We start from the raw sequence: 26805 nt of genomic DNA, 5'->3' as shown, positions 1-26805 counted from the left end.
ATCGCTGTGAGTTGTGTGGTGGCCAACGATCTGCCGTCGCAACATAAGATAGTCACCCATAACCCGTTCGTGCCTACCTTTCGTCCGCCCTCCACCGCGCCGGCAGACACGAATCTGTTGTTTGTCGGACGGCTGGTGTTAGTGAAAGGCGTGGATGTCGCGTTGCAAGCGTTGGCGCAGTTACCACCCGCCTACACGCTGACCATCTGCGGCGATGGTGACGAGCGGGCCGCGCTTGAGACGCTCACAGCACAGCTAGGACTCGGCGACCGGGCTGGGTGGATCATGACGAACTGTCCACGGTTGCACAGCGCGCATCCATCCAGCTCGTGCCCTCGCGCTACGAACCGTTTGGTATCGTAGCGTTGGAAGGCATTGCAGCCGGGTGCGTAATCGTTGCGTCGCGCACCGGCGGGCTGCCGGAGGCCGTGGGGCCGTGTGGCGTGCTCGTGCCCCCAAACGACCCTGAGGCACTAGCGCAGGGTATTCGCGACGCCACGGCCCAGCGCGCGGATCTGCAGGCCCACCGGGACGCCCACCTGGAGCAGTTTACCATTGACACGATCGCTGAACAGTACCTTGCCGTCCTTCGCCGCGTCACATCCCGGTAGCCCCCTGCAGGCGCGTGCCCCGTCCGGCACGGTGTCGCGTCCGGCCTGGTTGTGGATGCTGGCCGCATTCGCGTTGCTCATCGTGGTGCAGGGCGCCTTGCGCAAGTGGGTCTTTCCGGGCCTCGCGACGCCGCTGTACGTGGCCAAGGACGTCGCGTTGATTGGTGCTGCGGTGCTCTTTGGACAGCGTCACGGCTTTCATCTGGCGCGCCCCTTGCGCCGTACGTTCCTGCCGGTGCTGTGGGGCGCATTTGTGTTTGTGGTGGTGCTGCAGGCGTTTAACTTCAACACACCGTCGCTGGCTGTGGGGGTGTTGGGGGTCCGCAGTTATTTGCTCTACAGCGTGCTGCTTATTCTCTTGCCCGTAGCACTGGAGCGCGTCCGGCGCCCCGAGCACGTCATTACGGCGATTGTGCTTGTGGGCGTCGTGCCGGTGCTGCTACTGGGCTGGTATCAGTTCTACCAGCCGGTTGGTAGCTGGATTAACCAGTACGTGGCCGAAGATATGGCTGAGGTGGGCGTATTGAGTAACCCGCGTATCACAGGCACGTTTAGCTATATTGGCGGCATGGGGGCATTTTTGTCGTTTGCCCTGTTTCTTGGCATGGGCATTCTGCTGGCGGGATTGAAGCACAAACACCGATGGTACCAATGGCTGGGCGGAGGATTGCTCTTATTGGCCCTCATCGTGGCGCCCATGAATGGCTCACGGAGCGTCGTGTATGGCGTGTTTGTCCCACTTCCTTTCATTTTGTATGCGAGTTTGCGTCGGCAAAAGAAGGGCGGCGTTCTGGCCGGAATCATCGTGCTGTTAGCACTTGGCGGCGTCGTGGCCTCGGAAAGTGAGTGGGCGGCCCAGGGGTGGGAGACCATCGAGTACCGAATCGAAAATGCTTCAGATCAGGATACACGCATCCAGACCATGCTGCTTGATCCGTTCTACAAGCTATCGGTAGGGGGACTCACCGGGTATGGCACGGGCGCAACGCACCAGGCGGCCGGCGCGTTGTCGGCCAGCGGAAGGGTTAGCATACCGGGCGTCTATTACGAAGGCGAGTTGGGGCGTGTCATTATCGAGCTCGGCATTGTTGGCGGCGCACTCTTTGTCTTGCTCAAGCTTTTTCTTGCGTGGGTGGCGTGGCAAGCGATGGTGCGGGCCCGAACGGCGTGGCGTAGCCTATTGTCGATCGTGGCTTTTGGGAAGCTATTTCTTTCTGCCGGGGCTGGTATGATTGTCTTCAACCATATTGCTGGAGCACTTTACTGGATCTGTGCCGGGTGTGCGGTGTGGGTGTGGAGCCGGCAAGAGATTGAGCGCAATGCCTATCGCGCCGCATAGTCAGTCGTTCTCTGTTCAACGGTTTCCCCACCATGCAATTACTGGTTGCCCATTCCGGACGTCAACACGCGCACCAACTGGCCCAAGCGCTTCACGAACATCGGATGCTGGCGCGGTACTGGACGGGCGTTCCCACGGCGGATCCTGTAACCAAAGGGGCAATGTACAAGCGCATCGCGCAGGGGAGCCCGCAGCCTACCACCGCACTCCCCGATGGAAGCGTGCGGCACTGCTACATCGCGCCGATGGTGCGCCGCATAGCCAAGGCCGTGTGCACCGATCCGGGCGTGATGGTCGATTGGGGACACCGTGCCGATGGGTGGTTCGATGCGTGGGTGGCCCGCCGGGTCGACTGGTCGCGTGTCGACGGCGTGATCGGATATGAGAATTCGGCGCTACACACCTTCAAGGCCGCACGCCGCCGGGGGCTTCCCACAATTCTGGATGCCGCGAGCTTTCATCATGCCTGGCAGGACCAGCATTACACGTACGTAGAGTCTGATGCCGTTCATGCACGCATCAACCGCCGAAAAGACGAGGAGATTGCGCAGGCCGACCATATTTTGACGGTTTCGGAGCTGGCGCGGCAGAGTTATCTGGCCGCAGGAGTGCCCGCGGACCGGGTCACCTCGGTCCCGATGGGGGCCACGTTAAAGGACTTTGCGCCGTCCCCTAAGCCTGTGCAAGAAGATGTATTCACCTTCTTGTTTGTGGGGCAAGCAGGACCACGCAAGGGCATGGACCTGTTGCTTCAGGCCGCTCGGCAGCTATCGGACAACGGCTTAGACTTTAACGTTCAGGTGGCGGGTGGCATTGATGCATCGATGCAAGATGCCATCAATGAGGCATCGGCCGTTCAAGCACTGGGATATTTAGGCCGCCCGGCGCTGGTAGAGGCGTTGCAAGCAGCCGACTGCCTGGTGCTGCCGTCGCGTCATGATTCCTTCGGACGCGTGGTGGTGGAGGCGCTGGCCACCGGCACGCCGGTGCTGGTAAGCGAGCACGTGGGGGCCAAGGAGGTGATCACGGAGGATGTAACCGGCTGGACGGTGCCCGCGGAGGATGCGGGCGCGCTGGCGGATCGGATGCGTTGGTGCATCACGCACCGCGGAGAGGTGCGCGCCATGCGCGACGATGCGGTCCAAACCGCTCAACAGTATTCGTGGGCGGCGTACCGGAAGCGGGTGGTGGACGTCATACGAAATATTTTGGATTAGAGGCCCGGTCGAATGCACATTCTCCACGTCATGCCGAACGTCTCGCGGGCTTTTGGTGGCCCCACCGAGTCGTTGATTGGCTATGCCCAGGCTGCGCATCATGCCGGCATTGCCGTAGACGTGGCCGCGCCTGCGCCGCCGGATGATCTTGCGTGGTTGCAGGCACAGGTGCCGTTTGCCTCCTTCCACTTCTTTCGGGGATGGGGCCGGCACGCATATGCCATTGCGCCAGGGCTGTGGTCGTTTGTATGGGAGCGCGGTGCAGCCTACGACGTGGTGCACACCCATGGGCTTTTCAACCCGGTGAGCAGCCTGGCCGCGCGCGTGTCCACAGCGCGCGGCTACCCCACGGTGATGCGTCCGTTTGGCACCTTGTCGCGCTACACCTTCTCGCGGCGCGCGCTGCTCAAGCGGCTGTATTTTTACACCGTCGACCGTCCGGCCCTGCAGGCTGCGGCGGCGTTGCACTTCACCACCGCGGCGGAGAAAGACGAGGCGGCCCGGCTGCCGCTGGACACGGTGTCCTCACGCGGTCATGTGGTGCCTCCGCCCTGGCGGGGCACGCGCGCATCCGAACCCTCCACAGCAAAAGCCTCGCGGCCCACGGTACTGTTTCTGTCCCGTTTGCATCCCAAAAAGAACATAGAGGGCTTGCTGGAGGCCTGGCGGCAGGTAGTGCAGGCGTGTCCAACGGCCCATCTGCAAATTGCCGGAACCGGTGCCGAGCCGTACGTGGCCGCCCGCAAGAAGCAGGCACGCACGTTAGGCATTGACGCCTCGGTCACGTTCTGCGGGTTCCTCACCGGCGCAGACAAGGCAGCAGCCCTGGCGCGGGCCTGGGTGTTTGTCTTGCCCTCGCACCAGGAAAACTTTGGCATCGCCGTGTTGGAGGCTGTAGCCGCAGGCCTTCCGGTCGTTATTTCGCCCGAGGTGCAGCTCGCGTCGTTTGTTCAGCAGCACGACCTGGGGCGCGTCACCGATCGGTCCCCCGATGCGATTGCGGCAGCGCTCACCACGTTGCTCCAAGACCGCGAGCGCCGCGCGTCCATTGCAGCACGCACCTCCGATGCCGTTGCAGCGACCTTCGGACGGTCAGTAGTTGGGCAGCAGCTGCGTCAGATGTACGAATCGACCGCCCAGCAGGTATGACGCAGGAAAATCGCCAATCCATCACCGCACGTGTACGGGCGATGCCTTGGCTGCTTGGGCTGGAGCTTCGCCGCCGCCTCGCCTGGCCGGCATGCCGGATGCAATTTGCGTGGCACGGGATTTCGTGGGGGCGTCGGTGGCGCCTCTTTGGCCGGCCGATCATTCAAAAGCACCGGGGCAGCACCATCAAGGCAGGAGACGGGCTCGTGCTCCGTTCGTGGCCGCGGGCGAATCCGCTAGCGCCGCGGCAGCCGGTGGTGTGGGCCACGCGCACCCCCGAGGCCCACATTGTCATCGGTGCAGACTGCGGGTTTACGGGCACTGTGCTCGTCGCGGCCACGGGCATCACCATCGGCGACCGCGTGCAGGTGGGCGGCAACGTTTCGATTGTGGACACCGACTTTCACCCGCTCACGCCGGACGCACGAGCGGCCAATTTTAATGCCGGAGCGACGCGCCCGATCACCATTGCGGATGATGTATTCATCGGGATGGATAGTCTGCTCTTGAAGGGGGTGACGGTGGGCGCGGGCAGCGTGGTGGGGGCCGGGAGCGTGGTCACCCGTGATGTGCCGCCAGGCACCGTGGTTGCAGGCAACCCGGCGCAGGTGGTGCGCACACTGGAGCCGTAGGTGGGCGCCGCCCCGCGGGGACGACCCATCAGTGGAGATTGCACTTCCAGCATGACCTAAAGGCCCCCACGCTCACTGCGTTCGCTCGCAATGACATTGAGGATGGAATGCGAGAACGGTACGTTGATGGTTCAAGTGGTATATCAGGACTGATTGTGCAACGGCACGGGCAACGCACGGAAATGCAAAAATCTATGTGTCATCGCGAGGACTGAACGGAGTGAAGGACGTGGCGATCTCCATGTACGGAGAATGTCGCTCCATTGCGGAGATTGCGCCTCCGGACGGCTCACCCCTATGCACTGTACGATGGGTTCCTGCTCTACTGTGGAGATTGCCACGTACCACAGGCATGACCTACGGCCTCCCCTCCGGACGGTTGACCTTTCTGCATTGTACGGTACGTTCCTGCCCCACTGCGGAGATTGCGCTTCCAGCATGACCTAAAGGCCCCCACGTCGCCTTCGGCTCCTCGCAATGACAACAGTGGTGGGAGAAAAAACGATACGTTGATGGTTCAAGTGTTATATCAGGACTGATTGTGCAACGGCACGGGCAATGCACGGAAATGCAAAAATCTATGTGTCATCGCGAGGACTGAACAGAGTGAAGGATGTGGCGATCTCCATGTATGGAGGATAGCGCTTCACTGCGGAGATTGCCACGTCGCCTTCGGCTCCTCGCAATGACAAGAAGGGTGAAAGGCAGAAACGATACGTTATTGGTTCAGATGGCTGCTCGGACCGAAGTGCGCAACTGTACGCGCAACGCACGGAAATGCAAAAACCAGTGTGTCATCGCGAGGACTGAGCGGAGTGAAGGACGCGGGGGCCGGAGGTCATATCTACGATGGAGCCGGAGGTCATGCCACTGGTGCGATCTCCATGTACGGAGAATGTCGCTCCACTGCGGAGATTGCGCTTTCAGCATGACCTAACGGCCCCCACGTCGCCTTCGGCTCCTCGCAATGACATTGAGGATGGAATGCGAGAACGATACGTTGATGGTTCAAGTGGTATATCAGGACTGATTGCGCAACGGCACGCGCAACACAGAAAAAGCAGGCTCCCGTCCCGTCACCGTGAGGCGGTGGGGACCACGGCATCAAGCAGGGCCGCGACGTGCTGCCGGTAGGCCGCCGGACCGAATGTGTCCACCACCGCCGCTCGATCGGGCGCGGGCGGCGGGTGGCGCAAGGCCGCGCAGAGGGCGGCGTCGTCGCGCGGGTCAATCAGGCGGCCGAAGCGCCCCTGTGCCAGCGCCTCCTGACTCCCGTCGCGGGTGCTCGCAATGACGGGTGCGCCGCAGGCCATCGCCTCGAGCAAGACGAGGCCGAACCCTTCGCCCTCGCTGGGCATGGCGTACACGTCGGCCAGACGAAAGTGCGCCGCCTTCTCCTCTTCGGGCACGAAGCCCGCGAACACCACCCGGTCGCGCACGCCTAGCCGCTCGGCTTTTGCCGCCAGGCGGGGCTGGTCGGGGCCTTTGCCCACGATCAGGTAGGCCACCGCGGGGCGGGTTTCGGCCACGCGCGGGAGCACCTCCAGCATCCGGTCGAATCCCTTCTTGCGCTCGGGGCCCACCAGGCGGCCCATCGTCATGCAGACAAAGCGACCGGTAAGGCCGTAGCGATCCACGAGAGCTGCGTCACGTGGGCCCGGGGTGAGCGCCTCGAAGCCGATGGTGTTGGGCACCACAAAGCCGCGGGCGGACGGCACGCCGCTCCACGCCGTGAAGCGGCGGTTGGTGACGGCACTCACCCCTACAAACGCATCCACAAACGGCACGAGGCGGTTGACGAGCCCCCGGTCGGTTGGGGTCCAGGCGTCGATGCCGTGAATGTGCAGGAGCACCGGCGCGCCGGTGAGCGCGCGGGCGGCGAGGGCGAGCGGCACCAGGTGGATGTGGCCGCACCAGATGAGATCGAACGAGCGGTCGCGCAGCAGCAACCGAGCGAGGGCCGCGCCGTACGAGCCGAGGCCGCCGAGGCCGTCGCGACGGTACGAGAGGGCGTCGGGCCACGGGCCGGGCGGTTCCGGCATGAGGCGCGGCAGGGCCACCACCTCGTCGACGGCATCCGCCGCACACAGCGCGCGCAAAAACTGACGGTTGGCCGCCGCGATGCCGCCGTAGCCGCCAAACGCGTCGGTTAAGAGGCCCAAGATGCGCATGAAGCGTTTGAAAGGCGTTGGAGAGAAGGGCTAATCGGTGCGGATCATCTCGACGTGGGGGATGCCCACCTCCGTGAAGCGGCGGCCCGTCGGGCGAAACCCGAACGACGCGTAGAACGCCTCCAGGTGGGCCTGCGCGTGCAGCAGAAACGTCCCAAACCCGGCCGCCCGCGCATCATCGAGCGTGGCCTGCACCAGCGCGCGGCCGTAGCCGTGGCCGCGGTGGGCCGGCAGCACCGCAAAGCGCTCCAGCTTGGCCACAATCTGTTCGTGGTGCGGCACGCTGCGCCAGCGCGCCGTGGCGATGACGGCGCCGTCCTGCACGCCCACCAGGTGGCGGCTCGCCGCGTCGTGGCCGTCCCACTCCTCCGCCGGCGGGCAGTCTTGCGCCTCAATAAAGACGCGCCGCCGCACGGCGCGCGCGCCCTCCCAGTCGTCGTCGGTGCGTACCGGACGAATCGTCATGCTACGCGGCCTCCTCCACCGGCAGCTCCTCGCTCTCGCCCTCGGGCGGAATCACGCGGCCCTCGCCGCCCAGCGCCATCTTGCCGTCGCGGTACACGTACACCTTCACCTTGATGTGCTTGCGGGCCTCCAGCTTCTCGGCCACCTTAATCTCGACCGTCACCTCCGCGCCCACCGGCACCGGACGCAAAAACCGGCACGAGATGCCCACCGCGATGCTGCCGTGGCCCGGAAAGTCGCGCCCCAGCACCTTCGAGATGAGGCCCAAGAGCAGCACGCCGTGCACCACCGGGCGACCAAACCGCGAGTGCTCTGCTGCGTACGCCTCGTCGACATGAATGGGATTGTCGTCGCCGGTGACCTCGGCAAACATCTTTACGTCCTCGGCGGTGATCACGCGGTCCCACGTGAACGAGTCGCCAACTTGAATCGTGTCGTATGTGTTGGGCATAAGTAGCAAAAGACTGACAGAGCGTAGCAGACCAGGATGCGCCGCAGCGGCACGCATGAAGGTAGCAAAGAACAGCGGAAAAGTTCTACCACCGCGGCCTGCGGGCGTTGCATGCGGCCGGTGCGTTACTTTTAGATCAATGAAAAGCTGTTGAATGAACACTGTTAACTATTGGATCGCATGCGTGCTCTGTGGCGTGCTGTGGGGCGTGGGCCCGGGCGCGGCCCCCGTACAGGCGCAGCGCATACAGGCACAGGCCGGGCTCACAGCCATTGGGGGGACGGATGACCTCGGGCCGTTCTGGATCGTCTCGAACCGCTACGGGCGCTTCGGGCGGGCCGGGCAGGGCGTGGTGGGCGATGCCGCCGTGTGGGTGCAGCCGCGGGCCGGGCGGAGGTGGGACGTGTCGGGCGGGCTGCATGTGGTGGGGCGCGGAAGCGAGCAGTCGGCGCTCTACGCGCAGGCATGGTACCTCACCGGCCATGCCGGGCCGTTTGCGCTGACGGCCGGTCAGCAGGCCACCGTGCAGGGCCACATCGACACCACCCTCTCGCTGGGCGGCACCACGTGGAGCAAGAACGCGCTTCCGGTGCCGCGCATCGCGCTGTACACCCCCGATTACGTCTCGGTGCCCTTCACCAACGACTACGTAGCCGTCCGCGGTCTGCTGTCGCACGGCTGGATGCCCGCGGACCGCTTCGTCTCGAACGCGTATTTGCACCAGAAGCAAGCCTACCTGCGCCTGTTGCCTCCGCGGGGGCCGGTGCAGCTGCATCTGGGCGTGATCCAGAATGTGATGTGGGCCGGTACGCACCCGCAGGCGGGCGAGCTGGCCGATGGGTGGGATGCGTTCTGGAAGGTGCTCATCACCGAGGAGCTGGAAGGCAACGAGAACGTGGGCCCCGAGGGGACCGACAGCGGCGTGGGCAACACGGTGGCCGCGTACGACGTGGCGGTGACGGCGCAGGGGGCCGGCTGGCGCGCTAAAGGATACCGGCAGTTCTACATCGACACCGCGGCGGGCCGGCGCTTCCGCAATTTTTGGGATGGGCTGTGGGGGCTGAGCCTGCGCCGCGCCACCACGGGCCATTGGCTGGATGCGGTGCTCTACGAGCATGTGCGTTTTGTGCGGCAGAACGCGGTGTGGGGTGCGTCCGGGAAGAAGGGCCAACGCGGCCGCGAAATCTACTACAACAACTACCTCTACCGGGAGGGGTGGACCCGCGCGGGCCGCGTGATTGGCCTGCCGCTTGCCCTCACCGATGCCTATGCGCCCCGGCTGGCCAATGCGTCCGATGGCTTTCCGGTGACCAACAACATCATCGTGGCGCACCACCTGGGCGTGGCCGGGCATGTGGCGCCGCGGTGGACGTACCGCGCGTTTCTGACGTACAGCCGCAACCACGGGATGCTGTTCAACCCGCAGCCGCGCCGCGATCAGGTGAGCGGGTGGCTGTCGGTGCGCGGCCCGCTCGCTCCGCGCTACGGCCTGGCGCTCACCGCCGGGCTGGCCGTGGATGCCGGCGCGGTGTTTGCCGACCGTGCCGGGCTGCTGCTCGGCCTGCGGTGGAACGGCGCTTGGCCCGGACCATGAGGGGCGCATGGATCTATTCACTGTCTGTAGCATCCGATACGCAGACGTTCTGCTCCCATCGATTCCCGTGACGCGTTCATGATGCCTCCCGACGGACAAACGCAGGTGGTGCTGCTCTTGGGCCACCCGGTGCGGCACTCCCAGTCGCCGCGCATTCACAACGCGGCCTTCGTGGCCCAGGGCATCAACGCGGTGTACGTGGCGTGCGAAGTAGACGAGGGGAGCTTGGCCGATGCCGTGCGGGGGATGCGCGCGCTGCGGTGTTGGGGCGCCAACGTGACGATTCCGCACAAGCAGGCGGTGGTGCCGCTGATGGACGAGGTGTCGGTGGAGGCCGAGGCCGTGGGGGCTGTGAATACGATTGTGCGTCTGCCGGACGGGCAGCTGCGGGGCGACAACACCGATGCGGCAGGCTTTCTGGATCCGCTGGAGCGCCGCTATGGCGATGCGCTGGAGGGGGCGTCGGCGCTGGTGCTGGGCGCGGGCGGCGCGGCGCGGGCGGTGGTGTACGCCCTCCTCACGCGGTATGCGGTGCGCCGCTGTACGATTGCTGCGCGCCGGGCAGCGCAGGCGGAGGCCCTGCGTGAGGCCATGACGCTCTACGACAGCAGCGGCGGCCTCCGCACGACGACGTTTGCCGACGCCGCCGATGCGATGCCGCAGCATCGCCTGATCGTAAATGCGACGCCCGTGGGCATGACACCGGATACCGAGGCGCGTCCGGTACCGGCCGCGGGGTGGGCGTCGGGGCACATCGCGTACGACCTGGTCTACACGCCGCGCACCACGCGCTTTTTGCGGGATGCCGACGCGGCGGGGGCCGACACGGTGGGGGGCATCGAGATGCTCATCGGGCAGGCCGCGGCGGCGTACCATCAGTGGACGGATCGCACGATGCCGCTTGATGTTGTGCGGGCGGCGCTCAACGCGAGCCGGTCGTAGCGGCTGCGTCGACGGCGGACGCCCTCCGGGGCCCGCTCCAATCACCATGCGTGTGCCGTTTTACGGGTGGGTCAGGTCTCGGGGCAATGAATGACTTATCACTGCAGGGACGACCGGCCGGTCGTCCCTGCCACATCAGCGTGGGGGCCGAAGGTCATGCCACTGGTGGGGCCGAAGGTACGATCTCCATGTACGGAGCATGTCGCTTCATTGCGGAGATTACCCCTACGGACGGCTCCCCCCTATGCACTGTACAATGCGTTCCTGCTCTTTTGCGGAGATTGCCACGTCGCTTCGCTCCTCGCAATGACAAGAAGGGTGAAATGCAGAAACGATACGTTAATGGTTCAGATGGCTGCTCGGACCGAAGTGCGCACCTGCACGCGCAACGTACGGAAATGCAAAAACCAGTGTGTCATCGCGAAGACTGAACGGAGTGAAGGACGTGGCGATCTCCATGTATGGAGGATAGCGCTCCATTGCGGAGATTGTACTTTCAGTATGACCTAACGGCCTCACCTACGGCATGACCTAAAGGCCTCGCTTCCAGCATGACCTCCGGGGCCCGCTCCAATCACCATACGCGTGCCGTTCTACGGAGATCCTAGGATATAGCCGGAGCAACGGCACGCCAATCACCATACGCGTGCCGTTCTACGGGTGGGGCAGGTTGCGGGGCAATAACATGCAAGGCCACCGTGGGGACGACCGGCCGGTCGTCCCCACTACAGTAGCGTGGGTGCCGATTGGGGGCACGGCTCAGTCAGACGCGCGCACAGAATGTGGGATGGCCGTCGGCACGACGGGTCGTTGGCTGCGCGTGCGCTCCACGTTGTGCCTTCCCCACGCGGGCGCACCTTTGCGTTGCATCGGATGCTCAACCAGCGATGATTGTGGCCGCAGGCCCCTTCGGTGCGTCAGAGACGTCGTTTGCTTCATCATTGTAGCGGCAATGGTTTTCCGAGTCAGCCAGTGTCCTGGCAGAGCGCGTATGGGGACCTTCGGCAGCGATGCTACGGGGTAACCGGTGTGTAACAAAAAACGCCCCGTGCGCGTCTATCCCCACCCGTCGCCCGCGGCATGCGCGCAGCGCGCCGACGGCCCGTACGCACTGCGCTGTATCCTCCTTCCGTCCGGCACCACCGAGCAGCTGTCCACCTATGGGTTCCCTGTTTTCGGCGCACACCACACCCGCGGGCCGCGATCCCCGCGACATGATTACGCCGTATGCCTTCGGCGTCGATCCCGAGCTGCTGGGCACGCCGCTGGCCACGCCCTGGAAGCGCTTGGTGGCGCTGGGGATCGATTTTGCGCTGGCGGGGCTGGTGGCGCACCTGGGCGGTGTGCTGGTGGGCCTGGCCGTCGCGTTTGTCTTTTTCCGCATCGCCACGCGCCGCCGCGTCGATCATCCCGTGAAGCGCTGGGCGCGCGGCGCCGCCGCCACCGTGGGCGCGCTGGTGCTGTTTGGCACGGCGCTCGCGCTGGTGGGGCCCGATACGTCCGATGACCCGCCGCCGGCCGCGGTGGAAGCCACCCAACAGCCGGTCGAAGACGAGGTGGCACAGGTCCAACACGAAACAGCCAACGCGCAGCGGATCGAAGGCGTGGTGGATAGTTTGGAGCAGGCCGCAAAAGACGGTCACTTGTCGACGCTTGAGATGCTCGCCGTGCTGCCGGCTGCTCTGGCGGCTGCGGACCAGCCGGCGGCCGCCGATACCCTCGCGGCCCGCGATTCGGCCCAGGTGGCGGCTCTCCTGCAACGCTACGCCCGCGCCTACGCCGCCGGTGATAGCGCGGTCGTCGCGCGCTTGCGTCCGCAGGTGGCCCGCATCGCCGCGGGCGAGCAACTGGCCGCCCTGCAGAGCGACCTGGCGGCATCTGAAGCGCGCACCAAGCGGGTCCGCAACGAGCGCGACCGCCTCCGTGAGGAGCTCAACACCGTGGGCTTGTGGGCCACGCTCAAGGCGACGGCCGACGATTTTGGCATCACGTTTGGATGGATCGGCCTCTACTTCACCCTTTTTCTGGCATGGTGGGGCGGGCGCACGCCTGGCAAGCGGCTGATGGGCCTGCAGGTGGTGCGCCTCAGCGGGCAGCCCCTTACGCTGTGGCACGCGCTGGAGCGCTTTGGAGGCTACGCGGCGGGCGTGGCCACCGGGCTGATTGGCTTTGCGCAGGTCTTTTGGGATCCGAACCGGCAGGCCATCCACGACCGGGTGGCGGGCACCGTGGTGATCGATACCGCCCGGCCGATGATGGCGTACGACCCCGACGATTTTCGTCACGGCAATGTTGAAGCCTCCAAGGAACGGCCCACCCTCGGGTAACGTGGTTACCATGCACCATTCTTTTCTGACCATCAACCGAGGCTTGGTATATGCCAACACGCACAGCAGAAGCGACCTGGAACGGCGATCTGAAATCCGGTACGGGCCACATGACGTCGCAGAGCGGCGCGGTAGACGATGCGTTTTCGTTTGTTACGCGCTTCGGCGATAAGGACGGCACCAACCCCGAGGAATTGATTGGAGCGGCGCACGCGGGCTGCTTCTCGATGGCCTTCTCCAACATGCTTGCGGAAGCCGGCTACACGCCCACGTCGGTGCATACCACCGCGCACGTTCATCTCGACGATGAGTCGCTTAGCATCGACCACATCAAGCTGGTGACGGAGGCCGAGGTGCCGGGCCTTGATGAGGAGACGTTTCAGGAGCACGCCCAGCAAGCCAAGGCCGGCTGCCCCGTCTCGAAGCTCTACCAGGGCGCCGAGATTACGCTGGAAGCGACCCTGAAGGGATAACCGACGCACGCGCATCCATCCATTCAAGGGCCCTGCGGCGTTGTGCTGGAGGGCCTTCCGTTCATCCCAATCCCCTATTCTTATGGCTGATCACCCCGAGCGCACCATCCACGGCGTCACCGTGGCCATCGACCGTTCGCTCTGCATTGGATCGGGCAATTGCGTAAACCTTGCGCCCGACGTCTTCGAGATTGCCGACGACAACATTGTCGCGTTCACCGACGGCGCCGAAGCGGCGTCTACAAGCGCTAGCCAACTGGTGGAAGCCTGCGCGGTGTGTCCGGTCGACGCCCTCATTGCCACAGATGACGAAGGCGAGCAGATCGTCCCGTAAGCGCGCGTCATCCGCTGCGTCGCTTGCGCAGCCACGCCACGACGGCGCCCGTGGCCAATCCGAGCGTCAAGACGGCCAGGTACCACAAGGGAGAACCAACGGTCATGGGGACCTCTTGTCGTTTGATGGGTTGCGTGCTGGTGTGCGTACCCGCGCGGCCCGCGCCTGTGCCGCCGCCCCCATTCCACAAGCCCTCCGCTGCTTATGAGCCGTGCCGAGTCTACCCCCGTCGATCCGTCGTACGACCTGATCGCATCGCGCCGCCAGCCGCTCGATGCCATCTTCTCGCCCAAGAACGTCGCCGTCATTGGCGCCAGCGAAACGCCCGGCAGCGTGGGGCGCACCCTGCTCTGGAACCTGATCAGCAACCCGTTTGGCGGCACGGTGGTGCCGGTCAACCCGAAGCGCGACAGCGTGCTGGGCGTGCAGGCGGCCGATCGGATCGGTGACGTGTCGGTGCCGGTGGACCTGGCCGTCATTGCCACGCCGGCGCCTACCGTGCCGGGCATCGTGGAGGAGTGCGCCGCGGCGGGCGTGGGCGGCATCGTCATCATCTCCGCCGGATTCCGCGAGGTGAGCGAGGCGGGCGCTGCGCTGGAGCAAGAGATTCTGGAGCATGCGCGCGCGGCGGGCATCCGCGTGGTGGGGCCCAACTGCCTGGGGGTGATGCGGCCGCCGAACGGGCTCAACGCCACCTTTGCCGGCGGCATGGCCCAGCCCGGCAACGTGGCATTCATCAGCCAGAGCGGCGCGCTGCTCACGTCCATTTTGGACTGGAGCCAGCGCGAGAACGTGGGCTTTAGCGCGTTTGTGTCGATCGGCTCGATGCTGGATGTGGATTGGGGCGACCTGATTTACTACCTGGGCGACGATCCGCAGACCGAAGCCATCGTGCTGTACATGGAGTCGATTGGCAACGCGCGGTCGTTTTTATCCGCGGCCCGCGACGTGGCGCAGTCGAAGCCTATCATCGTGATCAAGGCCGGCCGCACCGAGGCCGCGGCCGAGGCTGCGGCTTCGCATACCGGCACGCTGGCCGGCTCCGATGCGGTGCTCGACGCGGCCTTCCGACGCACGGGCGTGCTGCGCGTGGACCGCATCAACGACCTCTTTTACATGGCCGAGGTGCTTGGCAAGCAGCCGCGCCCCGAGGGGCCCAACCTCACCATTCTCACCAACGCCGGCGGGCCGGGCGTGCTGGCCACCGATGCCCTCATTGGGGGCGGCGGGGCGCTCACGCCGCTTTCCGACGATGTCATTGCACGGTTCGACGAGGTGCTGCCGCCCGCGTGGAGCCACAGCAACCCCGTAGACATCCTGGGCGATGCCGACCCGGAGCGCTACGGGCAGGCGCTGGAGATTGCCGCAAATGACGATGCGAGCGACGGTCTGCTCGTGGTGCTTACGCCACAGGCCATGACCGAGCCCACCAAGACGGCCGAGCACCTGCGGCCATACGCGCGCGGCCGAAATAAGCCGATCCTGGCCAGCTGGATGGGCGGCACCGCGGTAGCCTCGGGCGAAAACATCCTCAACGATGCCGGATTGCCGACGTTTGCGTATCCGGATACCGCCGCGCGGGTCTTCAACAACATGTGGCGCTACAGCTACAACCTGCGCGCCCTGTACGAAACGCCGAGCCTGCCGGAGGATGCTGAAGGATTGCCCGACCGTGCGGCCGCAACAGCGCTGCTTGACACGGCGCGCGACGCGGGGCGCACGCTGCTCACCGAGCACGAGTCGAAGCAGCTGCTGCGCGCCTACGGCCTGCCCGCCACCGACTCGCGGGTTGCCACCACCGCCGCCGACGCCGTGGACGCCGCCGAGTCCATCGGCTACCCGGTGGTCGTGAAGCTGCACTCCACCTCCATCACGCACAAGACCGATGTGGGCGGCGTGAAGCTCAACCTGGGCACGCCCGAGGCGGTGCGAAGCGCCTTTGCAGCCATTGAAGAGGCCGTGCCGGCCGACGGCTTCGACGGCGTTTCGGTGCAGCCGATGGTGGACACCGACGGCTACGAGCTGATTGTGGGCAGCAGCCTCGACCGGCAGTTTGGTCCGGTCTTGCTGTTTGGCACCGGCGGATCGCTCGTGGAGGTCTTCAAGGATCGCGCGCTGGGCCTGCCGCCGCTCAACACCACGCTGGCCCGCCGCATGATGGAGCAGACGGACATCTACGAGGCGCTGCAGGGCGTGCGCGGGCGCGCCGCGGTCGATCTGGATGCCCTGGAGAAGCTGATGGTGCGCTTCAGTCAGCTGGTGGTGGAGCAGCCCCGCATCAAGGAGCTCGACATCAACCCGTTGCTCGCGGCCCCCGGGGGCGACCTGGTCGCGCTCGATGCCCGCGTGGTGCTCCACGACCCGGAGACGCCGGCCGACGATCTGCCCACGCCCGCCATCCGCCCCTACCCGCGGCAGTACGTGGGCACGCACACCATCCGCAACGGCGAAGACGTCACCATTCGGCCCATTCGTCCGGAAGACGAGCCGAAGCTGGTGGCCTTCCATGAGAAGCTGTCGGAGCGCAGCGTGTACCTGCGCTACGCGAGCCTGATGAAGATTGAGCAGCGCGTGGCCCACGAGCGGCTCTCGCGCATCTGCTTCATCGACTACGACCGCGAGATGGCGCTCGTCGCCGAGCGGCACAACCCGGAGACCGATACCGACGAAATCATTGGCGTGGGCCGCCTCACGCAGCAGCCGGGCCGCAACGAGGCCGAGTTTGCCATGCTGGTCATCGACGATTACCAGCGCGAGGGCATTGGCACCGAGCTGCTGCGCCGCCTGGTGGAGGTGGGCCGCAACGAAGGGCTCGACCGCATCACCGCCGACATCCTGCGGCAAAACCGCGCCATGCAGCACGTGTGCGAGAAGCTCGACTTCCGCATCCTGCACAGCAGCGACCCTGCCGACGATATGGTGAAGGCCGTGCGGACGCTCTAGCGCGCTGCGGGGCCTCACAGACACTTCAAGCAAAAGCGCGCGCCGGGGCGAAACCGAGGCGTACCGCGTGCATTCTGTTGTATGCTTTGCTGCTCAGCGCCGACCCCGTAGCTCAGTTGGTAGAGCAACGGACTTTTAATCCGTGGGCCGTAGGTTCGATCCCTACCGGGGTCACACATACTGGAACAGGTGCCTGCCCGAGTGGCGGAATTGGCAGACGCGCATGGTTGAGGGCCATGTGGCCGCTTTAGGCCGTGGAGGTTCGAGTCCTCTCTCGGGCACCAATAAGCGCCCCGTAGACGCTGGAAACAGCGATCGGCGGGGCGTTTGCTGTTGGGGGCAGCGGCGCGGTGGCCCACCGAACGACGCCCGGACGAACGGCGGCGTGAACACCGTTTGGGGCGCTGCGTATTTTGTCTAAACGCCATGTTCACGCGGGGAGCCGCTGCACCATGCCCATCGACACGCTCAAGGCCGCCAAGCGCCTCCAGGAAGGCGGTACGTTTTCGCCCGACCAGGCCGAGCGTATTGCGGAAATCCTCTCGTACACCGACGGCGCGTCCGCGACGGTCGAGGATCTGCACGCGACGGAAGAGCGCCTTCGGGACAACATTGAGGAGACCGAGGCCCGTCTTAACGCCAAAATGGAAGGCATTGAGACGCAGTTGAGTGCTCAGATAGATGCCCCCGATGCCAAGGTTGACGGCGTAGGAACCCGCCTCGAAGCCAAGATGAGCCGGGTAGCAGCTCGCCTCGAAGGCAAGATTGACCGGGTAGCAGCTCGTCTCATGCAGCGCATCGAGCTTTCGGAGGAACGAATCGCCAGAGACATCTCCAACCTCCGCAAAGACATTCGTTGCTGGATGCTAGCGGGCGTCAGCGCGCTGGCCGCGTTTATGACGATCGTCAACTATCTGATGGCGTAGCCGGCGGGGCGTGCCGCAGCGCGCGCCGCACGTGCCGCTGAAAGCCCGCATACGTGGCCCGCTCTACCGGACTGTGGGCAAAGCGCTCGCGGAATTCGTCCAGCGTAACCTCTGTCCATTCCCGCAGCGACGTGTTGCGCACCCCCGCACGGGGCGCATAGCGCGGCTCTTGCGTGGGTTGCTTAAACTTGTTCCACGGACACACGTCCTGGCACACGTCGCAGCCAAAAATCCAGTTGTGCATGTCGGCTGCAATGTCCTCGGGGATGTGCCCGGGGCCGTGCTCGATGGTGAGGTACGAGATGCACCGCGTGGCGTCGACGGCATACGGCTCGTAGATGGCATCCGTGGGGCAGGCATCGATGCAGCGCGTGCAGCTGCCGCAGAAGTCGGGGACGCGGTCGTCGGCCACAAGGGGCACATCGACGATGAGCTCGCCCAGGAAGAAGAACGACCCGAGCTTGCGGTTGAGGATGTTGGCGTGCTTGCCCTGCCAGCCCAGGCCGCTGCGGCGCGCCCAGGCCTTGTCCATCACGGGCGCCGAGTCGACAAACACGCGCCCGCCGGCGCCGCCCACTTCTTGGTCGAGCCACTGGTACAGGCGATACAGCTTCTCCTTCATGACCGTGTGGTAGTCGTCGCCCCAGGCGTACCGGCTGATCTTGCCGACGTCCGGGTCCGGCGACGGGTCGACCGGCTGGTAGTAGTTGTGCAGCACGCACACCACCGACTGCGCGCCGGGCACGAGCTGCGTGGGGTCGGTGCGCTTGTCGAAGTAGCGGCTCATCCAGTGCATGGTGCCCTGACGGCCCTCCAGGAGCCACTCCTCCAGCCGAAACGCCTCGGGGTCCAAAAACTCGGCTTCGGCCACGCCGCAGGCATCAAACCCGAGGCGGCGGGCCTCAGCTTTCAACGCTTGGGTCAGGCGGGTCTTGGCGTTGCGGTCGTATCCGGGCATGGCAACAAAACGGCAAGGAGAAGGCGGGCCACAAAAGGGGAGAAGCAAAACGCACGAGTAGCGGCCGTCGGTCCATCGTTTCAGGAAGCGACGGGCGCAAACACGCGGCGGCGCACATAGGGCACGGCCAGCGTCCCGGCGCGCACAAGCATCAGCGCGGTTAGCCCCCACCACACGCCCGCGAGGCCCCAGCCCAGGGGGCGCGTGAGCAGGAGCACGGCCGCCGCCACCGCCGTCGATGCCAGCATGGCCTTGGCCAGGTAGCCAAAGCGCTCGGCGCCCATGTAGAGTCCATCGGCCACGAACACGAGGCCGTTGAGCGGTTGCAGCGCGGCCACAAAGGGGAAGACGGTGAGCACCAGCGCGATCGTCGCAGGGTCTTCCGTAAAGAACGCCGGCAAGACGGGCTGAAGCAGCGCGAAGCCCACGCCCAGTCCGCAGCCCACCACCAGCCCCCACACCAGCAGGCGATTGCCCACCGACCGCGCGGCCGCCACGTCGCCGCGGCCCACGTGCTTTGAGACGAGCGCCTGCCCGGCCACCGCGAGGGCATCCACCACGAGCGCCAGGAACAGCCACAGCTGCGCCGCCACCTGATGCGCCGCCACGGCCGTAACGCCAATGCGCGCCGCCACGGCGGTGGCCAGCGTCATGGTACCAATGAGCGCGGCGGTGCGCAGAAACAGGTCGCGCCCAATCTTGAGGAACGGCCACAGGCTGCGCAGCGACGGCCACGTATGCGGGATGCCGAGCGCCTCGCGGCGCGTGTTGAGCAAGAGCCACCAGAAGATGAGGGCGCCGGTCCACTGCGCCCCGGCGGTGGCGAGGGCCGCGCCCGCCAGGCCCCAACCCAGGCCGAAGATCAGCAGGGGGTCGAGCACCAGGTTGATCAGGTTGAAGCCCACGGTGATGGCCATGGGCGTGCGGGTGTCTTGGTAGCCCCGAAAGGCCCCGTTGCCGGCCGTGATGAGGAGCACGGCGGGGCCCGCGCAGGCCCGGATGCGCAGGTAGGTGAGGGCCGGTTCCATGAGCCGCTCGCCGGCGCCCATCAGGGCGAGCAGCGGACGCGCCAGCAGCTGCAGTGCGGCAAGCGCGACGGCCCCGGCGCCCAGCGCCAGCACGAGGGCGCGGAGCACCACCCGGCCGGCTTCTGCGCGGTCGCCCTCTCCCAGCGCGCGGCCCACGCGGGGTGTGGTGCCGTACGCCAGAAAGTTGAAGATGACGAACGTCATCGAAAAGAGCGACGCGTTGATGCCCAGCGCGCCCAGGGCCACCGGTCCGAGCTGCCCCACGAAGGCCGTGTCAACGAGCGTAACCAGCGGCCCCGCGGCGAGGCCCGCGAGCGCCGGTACGGCCAGATCAAAGATGGCGCGGTCGTGCGAATGGCGAAGCGAAAGCGCGTGCATGCCACAGGGGCTCAGCGAGACAGAACAGGACGGCCGCCCTACGCGGCAAAATCTTCTTGCAAGAACGGGTTGTGGGCCCGCTCGTGGCCCACGGTGGTCGAGGGGCCGTGGCCCGGGTGGATCGTCATCGCGTCGCCGAGCGGCAGCACCTTGGTGCGAATGGATTGCATGAGCTGCGGCAGCGAGGTTTGGGGCAGGCCCTCCGTGCGCCCGATAGAGCCCTGAAAGAGGACATCGCCGGTGAAGGCCTCCTGGGCGTCGCGCGCCACAAAGCAGATCGAGTCGGGCGAGTGGCCGGGCGTATGCAGCACGTCAAACGTGAGCGCGCCCACCGCTACCTGATCGCCCTCCGACAGGAACGTCTCGGGCACGGCCGGCGGCGTGATGTTCACCCCAAACGCCTGGGCTTGCTCCGTGGCCCGCGCAATAAACGGGCGGGCGGCGGCGTGCATCTGAAAGCGCTGCCCGAAGCGCTCCTCAAAGAAGTGGCAGCCAAAGATGTGGTCGATGTGGGCATGCGTCAGCAGCAGCGCCTCCATCGACAGGTCGTTGTCGTGGAAGTATTGCAGCACCGTCTCGCATTCCGCGGGCGTCGCGCAGCTCGGATCGATGAGCGCAGCGCGGCCGTCGGCATCGTGGCACACGTAGCAGTTGGTAGCAAACGGATTAAAGGTGAACGAGCGGATCGTCATGGGCACAAAAAGTAAGCTGAGCGGGCAAGGCGCAGGGGAGCTACGCATGAACAACGCAACACCGCAAGCGTTTATCCGCCGCTTTTGTTGCGCGCTGTCTGTCTCGTATGTTGCTGCGTCGTCTTCACGGAATTGTTCTGCGGAAGCTGCCGGGTCCATTCTTCGGATGGCTGAGCACGCTCATGTTTTTGCTGCTCATGCAGTTTCTCATCCGGTGGCTGCCCGAGCTTGCCGGCAAGGGGCTGCCCACGCGCGTCATCGTAGAGCTGGTGGTGTACAACCTGGCGTACATGCTGGTGCTGGCCGTGCCCATGTCGGCCCTGCTGGCGGCGCTCATGGCGTTTGGCAGTCTCGCGGAATCGCAGACGTACGCCGTTGTTAAGAGCGCGGGCATCTCGTTCGGACAACTGGTGTGGCCGGCCCTGGTGGTGGGCATGCTGCTGGCGGGCGGCATGATGTACTTCAACAATGTGCTGCTTCCGGAAGCGAACCATCAGGCGTACATGCTGTGGCGCGACATTCGCACCAAGCGTCCGGGGTTTGAGCTGCGTCCGGGTGCCTTCTACAGCGGCATCGACGACTACACGATGCTGGTGCGCGAGCGGCCCGAGGGCACCAACCGGTTGCGGGGCGTGACGATCTACGATTATACCGAGGGGCGGCGCAACCAGGTGGTCATCAAGGCGGCGCGCGGCACCATGAACATCACCGATGGCGGAGCGCGCCTCACCATCCGGTTGTATGACGGACAGGTGCACCGGAAGCAGTCGGAGGTGGGCAGCGACGATCGCTACGAGCGGCTTACGTTTCAGCAGCACGTGCTGCACCTCGACCTCTCCGAGCTGATGTTTACGCGCGAGGACGACGACGTAAACCGCACCGACCGCACCATGCCCACGCCCATGATGCTGCACACCATCGACTCGCTGGGCACGCGGATGCAGCGGCGCATCGATGCGTTGAGGACGACGTTGCAGCACGCCGTCCGGCCCGATACGGGGCAGACCGACACGCTCGATGTGCGCGGCGTGCGGGTCGATACGTCGCTTGTTACCGGCTGGCCGGTGCTCAACGGGCATCCCCTTGCCGCGCAGCGCACCATCGTATCGAAGGCCACGCGGGCGGCGCGGCAGGTGCAAGAGGCTGTACAGCGCCGCAACCGGCGGCTCTCGTGGACGCGCGATCGCATCAAGCGGTACTGGGTGGAGGTCTACAAAAAGTTCTCGATTGCGCTGGCGTGCCTCGTGTTTATCTTCATTGGTGCCCCCCTGGGGCTCGCGCTCGGCCGCAGCGGGCTGGGGGTGATTGGCGGCGTGGCGCTGGGCATCTTCATGTTTTACTGGGTGACGCTGGTGCAGGGCGAAAAGCTCGCCGACCGTGGCATCTTGCCGCCCTGGCTGGGCATGTGGATTGCCAACACGCTGGCCATCATCGCAGGTGCGTGGCTTACGGTGTACACGGTAAAGGACTTGGGGGCAACGCCGCCGCTGCGCACCCGGCTGTGGAAGGCGCTAAAGAAATGCTTCTCGTAGGGCTCTGCCCGAGGGGCCAGCGGCCGAACGAACGCGCGCCCCAAGGCGCCGCTGGTTGAGCGCCTCGTGCCGCTGAAAGAAGTCAAGCGCGCTTGCAAGGCTCTTGCCCATCGGCTTGTCAAGCGGAGAAAAAAGATGGGGATCATCGACGCCACAATGCGGAGACGCTCCATATTTGCTACGTCGCATTGAAGTATCAGCCCCCGTCCGATCGGTCATTCCTCGCGATGACACATTGATTTTTGCTTTTTTGTGCGTCGCGCGTGCAGGTGGGCGAATCAAGCCGATCGACCATTTGAACCATCAACGCCTTGTTTTTGACATCAACCACTGTTGTCATTGCGAGCGAACGCAGTGAGCGTGGGGGCCGTTAGGTCATCCCTGGGGGGCAATCTCCGCAGTCGGGCAATCTCCGCAATAGACCGTTGGTCTCCGTACATGGAGATCGCACCAGTGGCATGACCTTCGGCCCCATCGTAGGTATGACCTCTGGCCCCACCAGGGGCATGACCTCCGGCCCCATCATAGATATGATCTTCGGCCCCCACGGTGGTCTTGCAGGTTATTGCCCCGCGACCTGATCCACCCGTAGAACGGCACGCGTATGGTGATTGGAGCGGGCCCTGGAGGTCATCCTGGAGGGGCAATCTCCACAGTGAAGCGTTATACTCCATACATGGAGATCGCCACGTCATTCCCTTCGGTCAGTCCTCGCGATGACACACTGATTTTTGCTTTTTTGTGCGTTGCGCGTGCAGTTGAGCCAACCGGCCCGAATGGCCATTTGAACCATTAACGTATCGTTTTTTCTCCGACCACTGTTGTCATTGCGAGGAGCCGAAGGCGACGCGGGGGCCGTTAGGTCATGCTGAAAGCGCAATCTCCGCAATGGGGCGCTCCTGCCCGTACATGGAGATCGCATCGTAGATATGACCTCCGGCCCCCGCGTCATTCCCTTCGGTCATTCCTCGCGATGACAAGTGAGGTTTATATTTTTCGGAATGTTGGGCGTGCCGTTGCGCAATTCGGTCCGAGCAGCCATCAGAACCATCAACGTACCGTTCTCGCATTCCACCCTCAATGTGATTGCGAGGAGCGAAGGGCGAGAGCCGTAGGTCATGCCTGTGGTACGCGGCAATTTCCACAAACGAGCAAAAACCTGCGGCACAGCATCTTTTTGGTTCATTGCGAGACCTAGCCAAAAATGAACACCCATCGGCGCGTCGATCGTTGGTCTTTGACGCAGCCATCCGTTGCAGCTCAGCCGACGTCTAGGGGTCTCCCCTTACAGGCCCGCTCGCATGCGGCCGCGTCAAGCCGCTACCGGTGCGCACGTTGTGTTCGCGGCCCTGCAGCCACCAGAGCTGTGGGAGGCCGGGCCACGTCGGCGTGCGGATTTCCCCCACAGGCATCTCCGCACATTCCTCTGTGCAGCGGGGCCGCCCCGTTGCCTTCTTGCCCTTGACGTTTTGCTAGCGTTTTATGAGATAGTAAACGCGTACTCATTCCCATAACTTCTGCGCTCAAATGACTGATACAACCGTTACGGAGGGGGGCGCCGATGTGCCGCCAGAGCAGGCGGTGCATGATCCAGAAATTAAGCAGCAGGTGCCGCTGGACGAGTTCACGCCGTACGGTACGGCCGCTGTAACCGGGGGCTACTTCCTGTTGCTGCTGGTCATGTACGCCCTCATGTACTTCGTCGAATTTGCCGGCCACGGCCCGTCAATCATCGATTAGCCCCTTGCTGTTATGCACATACATAAGTTTGAAAAGATATGGATCGGGGCTTCGCTTGGCCTCATTGCGGCCTTTATTGGCATCGTGCTGTTTGGCTTTACGGTGCTGGAGATGAAGGTGCCGGGGCTGGAGAATGAGAAGACCATCGACCCGACCAACCTGGCGGCCACGCCCTTTGCCGATCCGGGCATTCGCAAGGTTGGGCCCAACCACTACGAGGTGTACATGGTGGCTCGGCAGTTTCTCTTTATGCCGGGCACCGGCATTCCCCTCACGTTGCCCGCCGATACACGCATCACCTTCCGGGTGACGAGCCCCGATGTGCTGCATGGGCTGGAGGTGGTAGGCACCAACCTCAACGCAACGGTGATCCCGGGACAGATCACCACCTTTACGACGATCTTTCCTGAGCCCAAAAGCTATGGCCTCATCTGCCACGAGTATTGCGGCCCGGCGCATCATACAATGGCCGGAATGATCAACATTGTCCCCAAGTCGGAATTTGACGAAAGCACCCTGGTGAGCCCATGACGTTTGTAGATCGCTATCCTAAATCGACGCGCATTATCAAAGCAGCGTTCGCGGTGGCCTTTGGCGCGTTAGCCATTGGCGGCTTCTTTGGCCTCATTCAGGCGCTGCATCGTACCGATGTCTTCCGCGGATTCATCTCGTCGGTGCAGTACTACGATGTGCTCACGGGCCACGGCGTCCTGCTGGCGCTCGTGTTCACAACGTTCTTTATCCTTGGGCTCTTTCAGTGGGGCGTCTCGCGCAGCTTCGACCGGGAGCCCGAAAACATGACGTTTACGTGGTTTTGGTATGGGATGACCCTCGTGGGCACGCTCATGACCACGGTCGCCATTTTGGGCGGGCTCATCCCCAACAGTAGCATCAGCGCTGCGGTGCTGTACACGTTTTACCCGCCGCTGCAGGCGCACCCGCTCTTTTACATTGGCGCGGCGCTGCTCGTGGTGGGCTCGTGGCTGGCCGGGGCCGACTGGTTCTGGTCGTACCGCAAGTGGCGCGCCGAGCATCCCGAGGCCCGCATCCCGCTGCAGGCCTACATGACGATCTTCACGATGCTCATGTGGTACATCTGCTCGTTGGGCGTTGCGCTAGAGGTGGTCGTGCTGCTCATTCCCTGGTCGATGGGCTGGGTGACGAAGATTGATCCGCTCTTGCCGCGCACCCTCTTCTGGTACTTTGGCCACGCGGTGGTCTACTTCTGGCTGCTGCCGGCGTACTTCGTGTGGTACACCATCTTGCCGAAGCTCTCGGGCGGGCGGCTCTTTAGCGATCCGCTGGCGCGGATTGTGTTCATCTTCTTCCTCCTGCTCTCCACGCCCATCGGCTACCACCACCAGTACGCCGACCCGGGCATCTCCATTGGATACAAGATGTGGGCGCTCATCGCCACGCTCGTCATTTTACTGCCCAGCCTGATGACGGCGTTTACGGTGATCTCGTCGATGGAGCACGGCGCCCGCCAACGCGGCGGCTCGGGCTACTTTGCGTGGATGGGCGCCTTGCCGTGGGATCGTCCGGCGTTTGCAGGGTGTGCCCTCGCGGGCATCATGTTTGCCGCCGGGGGCTTTAGCGGCATGATCAACGCGTCGCTGAACATCGACATGCTCATTCACAACACGGCGTGGATTCCGGGCCACTTCCACCTCACGGTGGGCACGGCCTCGGCGCTTACGTTCATGGCCATCACGTACTGGCTCTTGCCACAGCTCACGGGGCGCGCGCTCAAGTTCAAAAAGTTAGCCTTGGCGCAGCCGTACCTGTGGTTCATTGGCATGACGCTCATGTCCAACGCACTGCACCGGCAGGGCCTGGCCGGCGTACCGCGCCGCACCGCCGAACCGCAATACAGCGGCTTCTCGTACGATCCGCCGTTTGGCACCATGGCCGAGATGGACTGGCAGGTGGCCATTGGCGGCACCATCCTGTTCATCGCCCTGCTGGCGTTCCTGGCCGTCATTGGCGCGAGCTGGTCGAAGAGCGAAACGACGGAGGCCGCCATCGACGACACGATTCCGCCGCCGCTGTCGGGGCCGGAGCACTCGCCGAAGATCCTCGACAACATCGGGTTGTGGACGGCCGTCGCGGTGGTGCTGGTCATCATCGCTTACACGGTGCCCCTCTACGAGATGGTGGCTGATGGGCTGTTCAGTCCGGGGGCTTTCCCCTCGCCCATGTAGGCGCCAACGGTTGTCTACGGCTGCTTACTGCACGCTCGGGGCCGCGCGCTCCGGGCGTGTGGTGTATTGTTGACTGATTTTGCTTGCTTCATGCCTTCTTCTCCCGACGATGCCGCCAACGAATCGAGCACGTCCAGCCAATGGATTGTGCGCCTCATGCTGCTGCTGGCGTTTGGGCTGGCCTTTGCCATTGAGGGGCGCACGCTGTTCTTGACGATCAAAAACGAGCTGTTTGGCGACGGCCCGCCGCCTGCCGATACGACGGCCGCGGCGACGGTGCCCACCGTGGCGCCGGGCGATGAGCTGCTGCCCGCGTCGCCCGCGCAAGAGGTCGTGCGGCTGCAGGCTGTAAACGCGCGCTCTGATGGGCCGTGGACGTTCCGGTTTGTGGTGGCGGTGCGCAACGACTCGCTTGCCGGCTACGCGCTCACGCTGGGCCCGGTGGTGACAACAGAGGGCGACACGCTGCGGCAAACGGTGCGCCGCGCGGTAGCGGCTGGCGATACGGCGCGGGTGCGGGGGCGGTGGACGCTCGTCACCGGCGACCGCCCGCAAGCGCTGACGGCCACCGTGCAGTTTCGGCGCGACGGCACCCTGCAAACAGTAACGCGCCGCGTGGTGTTGGGCCGCGTGCCGGTGCGCATGACGCAGCGTTGGCGTCGCCTGGCGCCGCCCGAGCGGCGCATGTAGGGCGCGGTG

Annotated in this window: 23 protein-coding genes, 2 tRNA genes and 1 pseudogene; 19 read left to right on the top strand and 7 right to left on the bottom strand. The window is 64.7% G+C overall.

Going from position 1 to position 26805, the window contains the following annotated elements:
- The first annotated feature begins 6 nt into the window (after nucleotides 1-6).
- The 5 genes and pseudogenes from SALLO_RS18935 (at nucleotide 7) to SALLO_RS16470 (ending at nucleotide 4948) form a co-directional block, all read left to right on the top strand.
- Nucleotides 7-611 (top strand): annotated as a pseudogene (locus SALLO_RS18935) (glycosyltransferase).
- Between the two features lie 139 nt (nucleotides 612-750).
- The gene (locus SALLO_RS0109730; RefSeq protein WP_157621382.1) at nucleotides 751-1950 is read left to right on the top strand and encodes an O-antigen ligase family protein; all 1200 of its coding nucleotides are present in this window, start codon (nucleotides 751-753) and stop codon (nucleotides 1948-1950) included.
- Between the two features lie 32 nt (nucleotides 1951-1982).
- Nucleotides 1983-3167: a glycosyltransferase family 4 protein gene (locus SALLO_RS16475; protein ID WP_084696239.1), complete on the top strand. Its 1185-nt coding sequence runs from the start codon at nucleotides 1983-1985 to the stop codon at nucleotides 3165-3167.
- A gap of 30 nt (nucleotides 3168-3197) precedes the next feature.
- Nucleotides 3198-4316 (top strand): glycosyltransferase, encoded by a 1119-nt coding sequence (locus SALLO_RS0109720; RefSeq protein WP_040605752.1) that lies wholly within the window; start codon nucleotides 3198-3200, stop codon nucleotides 4314-4316.
- Entirely contained in the window at nucleotides 4313-4948 is a 636-nt protein-coding gene (locus SALLO_RS16470) for an acyltransferase (RefSeq protein ID WP_051141355.1), read from the top strand. Before SALLO_RS0109720 ends, SALLO_RS16470 begins: the two co-directional genes overlap by 4 nt.
- Nucleotides 4949-6024: 1076 nt before the next feature.
- On the opposite strand, the gene SALLO_RS16465 is transcribed toward SALLO_RS16470, so the two are convergent.
- Genes SALLO_RS16465 through SALLO_RS0109700 form a run of 3 tightly spaced genes read right to left on the bottom strand, consistent with a single transcriptional unit; the run spans nucleotide 6025 to nucleotide 8035 of the window.
- On the bottom strand, nucleotides 6025-7119 hold the full coding sequence (locus tag SALLO_RS16465) for a glycosyltransferase family 4 protein (protein WP_022836114.1): 1095 nt from the start codon (nucleotides 7117-7119) through the stop codon (nucleotides 6025-6027).
- 30 nt (nucleotides 7120-7149) lie between these two features.
- Nucleotides 7150-7584, bottom strand: coding sequence for a GNAT family N-acetyltransferase (locus SALLO_RS0109705; protein ID WP_022836113.1), 435 nt, complete (start codon nucleotides 7582-7584; stop codon nucleotides 7150-7152).
- Nucleotide 7585: 1 nt separating this feature from the next.
- Nucleotides 7586-8035, bottom strand: coding sequence for a MaoC family dehydratase (locus tag SALLO_RS0109700; protein ID WP_022836112.1), 450 nt, complete (start codon nucleotides 8033-8035; stop codon nucleotides 7586-7588).
- Nucleotides 8036-8189: 154 nt separating this feature from the next.
- Between SALLO_RS0109700 and SALLO_RS16460 the strand changes: the two genes are divergently transcribed.
- The 9 genes from SALLO_RS16460 (at nucleotide 8190) to SALLO_RS0109655 (ending at nucleotide 17574) form a co-directional block, all read left to right on the top strand.
- Nucleotides 8190-9629, top strand: coding sequence for a capsule assembly Wzi family protein (locus tag SALLO_RS16460; protein WP_022836111.1), 1440 nt, complete (start codon nucleotides 8190-8192; stop codon nucleotides 9627-9629).
- Between the two features lie 81 nt (nucleotides 9630-9710).
- On the top strand, nucleotides 9711-10571 hold the full coding sequence (locus SALLO_RS0109690) for a shikimate dehydrogenase (protein ID WP_028567113.1): 861 nt from the start codon (nucleotides 9711-9713) through the stop codon (nucleotides 10569-10571).
- A 1160-nt stretch (nucleotides 10572-11731) separates the two neighbouring features.
- Nucleotides 11732-12898, top strand: coding sequence for an RDD family protein (locus SALLO_RS0109685; protein WP_022836109.1), 1167 nt, complete (start codon nucleotides 11732-11734; stop codon nucleotides 12896-12898).
- Nucleotides 12899-12948: 50 nt separating this feature from the next.
- The gene (locus tag SALLO_RS0109680) at nucleotides 12949-13371 is read left to right on the top strand and encodes an OsmC family protein (RefSeq protein WP_022836108.1); all 423 of its coding nucleotides are present in this window, start codon (nucleotides 12949-12951) and stop codon (nucleotides 13369-13371) included.
- 82 nt (nucleotides 13372-13453) lie between these two features.
- Nucleotides 13454-13705, top strand: a complete 252-nt coding sequence (locus tag SALLO_RS0109675; protein ID WP_022836107.1) for a ferredoxin — start codon at nucleotides 13454-13456, stop codon at nucleotides 13703-13705.
- Between the two features lie 204 nt (nucleotides 13706-13909).
- The gene (locus tag SALLO_RS0109670) at nucleotides 13910-16648 is read left to right on the top strand and encodes a bifunctional acetate--CoA ligase family protein/GNAT family N-acetyltransferase (RefSeq protein WP_022836105.1); all 2739 of its coding nucleotides are present in this window, start codon (nucleotides 13910-13912) and stop codon (nucleotides 16646-16648) included.
- Nucleotides 16649-16749: 101 nt separating this feature from the next.
- Nucleotides 16750-16822, top strand: a tRNA-Lys gene (locus SALLO_RS0109665).
- 21 nt (nucleotides 16823-16843) lie between these two features.
- A tRNA-Leu gene (locus SALLO_RS0109660) sits at nucleotides 16844-16932 on the top strand.
- Nucleotides 16933-17100: 168 nt separating this feature from the next.
- Entirely contained in the window at nucleotides 17101-17574 is a 474-nt protein-coding gene (locus SALLO_RS0109655; RefSeq protein ID WP_022836104.1) for a hypothetical protein, read from the top strand.
- Here the strand turns inward: SALLO_RS0109655 and queG are convergent.
- The 3 genes from queG to SALLO_RS0109640 form a co-directional block, all read right to left on the bottom strand.
- Nucleotides 17555-18532, bottom strand: coding sequence for a tRNA epoxyqueuosine(34) reductase QueG (gene queG, locus SALLO_RS16455; RefSeq protein ID WP_022836103.1), 978 nt, complete (start codon nucleotides 18530-18532; stop codon nucleotides 17555-17557). The two genes, SALLO_RS0109655 and queG, sit on opposite strands and share 20 nt — an antisense overlap.
- 80 nt (nucleotides 18533-18612) lie before the next feature.
- A complete protein-coding gene (locus tag SALLO_RS0109645) occupies nucleotides 18613-19938 on the bottom strand; it encodes an MATE family efflux transporter (RefSeq protein ID WP_022836102.1) in 1326 nt (441 codons plus the stop codon).
- Between the two features lie 38 nt (nucleotides 19939-19976).
- Nucleotides 19977-20630, bottom strand: a complete 654-nt coding sequence (locus tag SALLO_RS0109640; RefSeq protein WP_022836101.1) for an MBL fold metallo-hydrolase — start codon at nucleotides 20628-20630, stop codon at nucleotides 19977-19979.
- Between the two features lie 107 nt (nucleotides 20631-20737).
- On the opposite strand from SALLO_RS0109640, the gene SALLO_RS0109635 reads away from it, so the two are divergent.
- A complete protein-coding gene (locus SALLO_RS0109635; protein WP_022836100.1) occupies nucleotides 20738-22162 on the top strand; it encodes an LptF/LptG family permease in 1425 nt (474 codons plus the stop codon).
- A 961-nt stretch (nucleotides 22163-23123) separates the two neighbouring features.
- On the opposite strand, the gene SALLO_RS18445 is transcribed toward SALLO_RS0109635, so the two are convergent.
- The gene (locus SALLO_RS18445) at nucleotides 23124-23378 is read right to left on the bottom strand and encodes a hypothetical protein (protein WP_157621380.1); all 255 of its coding nucleotides are present in this window, start codon (nucleotides 23376-23378) and stop codon (nucleotides 23124-23126) included.
- A gap of 311 nt (nucleotides 23379-23689) precedes the next feature.
- On the opposite strand from SALLO_RS18445, the gene SALLO_RS16450 reads away from it, so the two are divergent.
- The 4 genes from SALLO_RS16450 (at nucleotide 23690) to SALLO_RS0109610 (ending at nucleotide 26796) form a co-directional block, all read left to right on the top strand.
- Nucleotides 23690-23902, top strand: a complete 213-nt coding sequence (locus SALLO_RS16450; RefSeq protein WP_040605751.1) for a hypothetical protein — start codon at nucleotides 23690-23692, stop codon at nucleotides 23900-23902.
- Nucleotides 23903-23914: 12 nt separating this feature from the next.
- A complete protein-coding gene (locus SALLO_RS0109620) occupies nucleotides 23915-24433 on the top strand; it encodes a cytochrome c oxidase subunit II (RefSeq protein ID WP_028567110.1) in 519 nt (172 codons plus the stop codon).
- A complete protein-coding gene (locus SALLO_RS0109615) occupies nucleotides 24430-26106 on the top strand; it encodes a b(o/a)3-type cytochrome-c oxidase subunit 1 (protein ID WP_022836098.1) in 1677 nt (558 codons plus the stop codon). Before SALLO_RS0109620 ends, SALLO_RS0109615 begins: the two co-directional genes overlap by 4 nt.
- A gap of 90 nt (nucleotides 26107-26196) precedes the next feature.
- A complete protein-coding gene (locus SALLO_RS0109610; protein ID WP_028567109.1) occupies nucleotides 26197-26796 on the top strand; it encodes a hypothetical protein in 600 nt (199 codons plus the stop codon).
- The last annotated feature ends 9 nt before the right edge of the window (nucleotides 26797-26805 follow it).

The sequence above is a fragment of the Salisaeta longa DSM 21114 genome (genome assembly GCF_000419585.1).
Taxonomy (GTDB): domain Bacteria; phylum Bacteroidota; class Rhodothermia; order Rhodothermales; family Salinibacteraceae; genus Salisaeta; species Salisaeta longa.
This window is presented reverse-complemented; position numbering and strand designations above follow the sequence as displayed.

Bases quoted from the DNA above. Each gene is read 5' to 3' on its own strand.
- SALLO_RS0109690 (WP_028567113.1), top strand. From the start codon at position 9,711: ATGCCTCCCGACGGACAAACGCAGGTGGTGCTGCTCTTGGGCCACCCG.
- SALLO_RS16450 (WP_040605751.1), top strand. From the start codon at position 23,690: ATGACTGATACAACCGTTACGGAGGGGGGCGCCGATGTGCCGCCAGAG.
- SALLO_RS0109680 (WP_022836108.1), top strand. From the start codon at position 12,949: ATGCCAACACGCACAGCAGAAGCGACCTGGAACGGCGATCTGAAATCC.
- SALLO_RS0109610 (WP_028567109.1), top strand. From the start codon at position 26,197: ATGCCTTCTTCTCCCGACGATGCCGCCAACGAATCGAGCACGTCCAGC.
- SALLO_RS16475 (WP_084696239.1), top strand. From the start codon at position 1,983: ATGCAATTACTGGTTGCCCATTCCGGACGTCAACACGCGCACCAACTG.
- SALLO_RS0109615 (WP_022836098.1), top strand. From the start codon at position 24,430: ATGACGTTTGTAGATCGCTATCCTAAATCGACGCGCATTATCAAAGCA.
- SALLO_RS0109720 (WP_040605752.1), top strand. From the start codon at position 3,198: ATGCCGAACGTCTCGCGGGCTTTTGGTGGCCCCACCGAGTCGTTGATT.
- SALLO_RS0109705 (WP_022836113.1), bottom strand. From the start codon at position 7,584: ATGACGATTCGTCCGGTACGCACCGACGACGACTGGGAGGGCGCGCGC.
- SALLO_RS16465 (WP_022836114.1), bottom strand. From the start codon at position 7,119: ATGCGCATCTTGGGCCTCTTAACCGACGCGTTTGGCGGCTACGGCGGC.
- SALLO_RS0109670 (WP_022836105.1), top strand. From the start codon at position 13,910: ATGAGCCGTGCCGAGTCTACCCCCGTCGATCCGTCGTACGACCTGATC.
- SALLO_RS0109640 (WP_022836101.1), bottom strand. From the start codon at position 20,630: ATGACGATCCGCTCGTTCACCTTTAATCCGTTTGCTACCAACTGCTAC.
- SALLO_RS0109675 (WP_022836107.1), top strand. From the start codon at position 13,454: ATGGCTGATCACCCCGAGCGCACCATCCACGGCGTCACCGTGGCCATC.
- queG (WP_022836103.1), bottom strand. From the start codon at position 18,532: ATGCCCGGATACGACCGCAACGCCAAGACCCGCCTGACCCAAGCGTTG.
- SALLO_RS16470 (WP_051141355.1), top strand. From the start codon at position 4,313: ATGACGCAGGAAAATCGCCAATCCATCACCGCACGTGTACGGGCGATG.
- SALLO_RS0109700 (WP_022836112.1), bottom strand. From the start codon at position 8,035: ATGCCCAACACATACGACACGATTCAAGTTGGCGACTCGTTCACGTGG.
- SALLO_RS0109685 (WP_022836109.1), top strand. From the start codon at position 11,732: ATGGGTTCCCTGTTTTCGGCGCACACCACACCCGCGGGCCGCGATCCC.
- SALLO_RS0109655 (WP_022836104.1), top strand. From the start codon at position 17,101: ATGCCCATCGACACGCTCAAGGCCGCCAAGCGCCTCCAGGAAGGCGGT.
- SALLO_RS16460 (WP_022836111.1), top strand. From the start codon at position 8,190: ATGAACACTGTTAACTATTGGATCGCATGCGTGCTCTGTGGCGTGCTG.
- SALLO_RS0109620 (WP_028567110.1), top strand. From the start codon at position 23,915: ATGCACATACATAAGTTTGAAAAGATATGGATCGGGGCTTCGCTTGGC.
- SALLO_RS0109635 (WP_022836100.1), top strand. From the start codon at position 20,738: ATGTTGCTGCGTCGTCTTCACGGAATTGTTCTGCGGAAGCTGCCGGGT.
- SALLO_RS0109645 (WP_022836102.1), bottom strand. From the start codon at position 19,938: ATGCACGCGCTTTCGCTTCGCCATTCGCACGACCGCGCCATCTTTGAT.
- SALLO_RS18445 (WP_157621380.1), bottom strand. From the start codon at position 23,378: ATGGGTGTTCATTTTTGGCTAGGTCTCGCAATGAACCAAAAAGATGCT.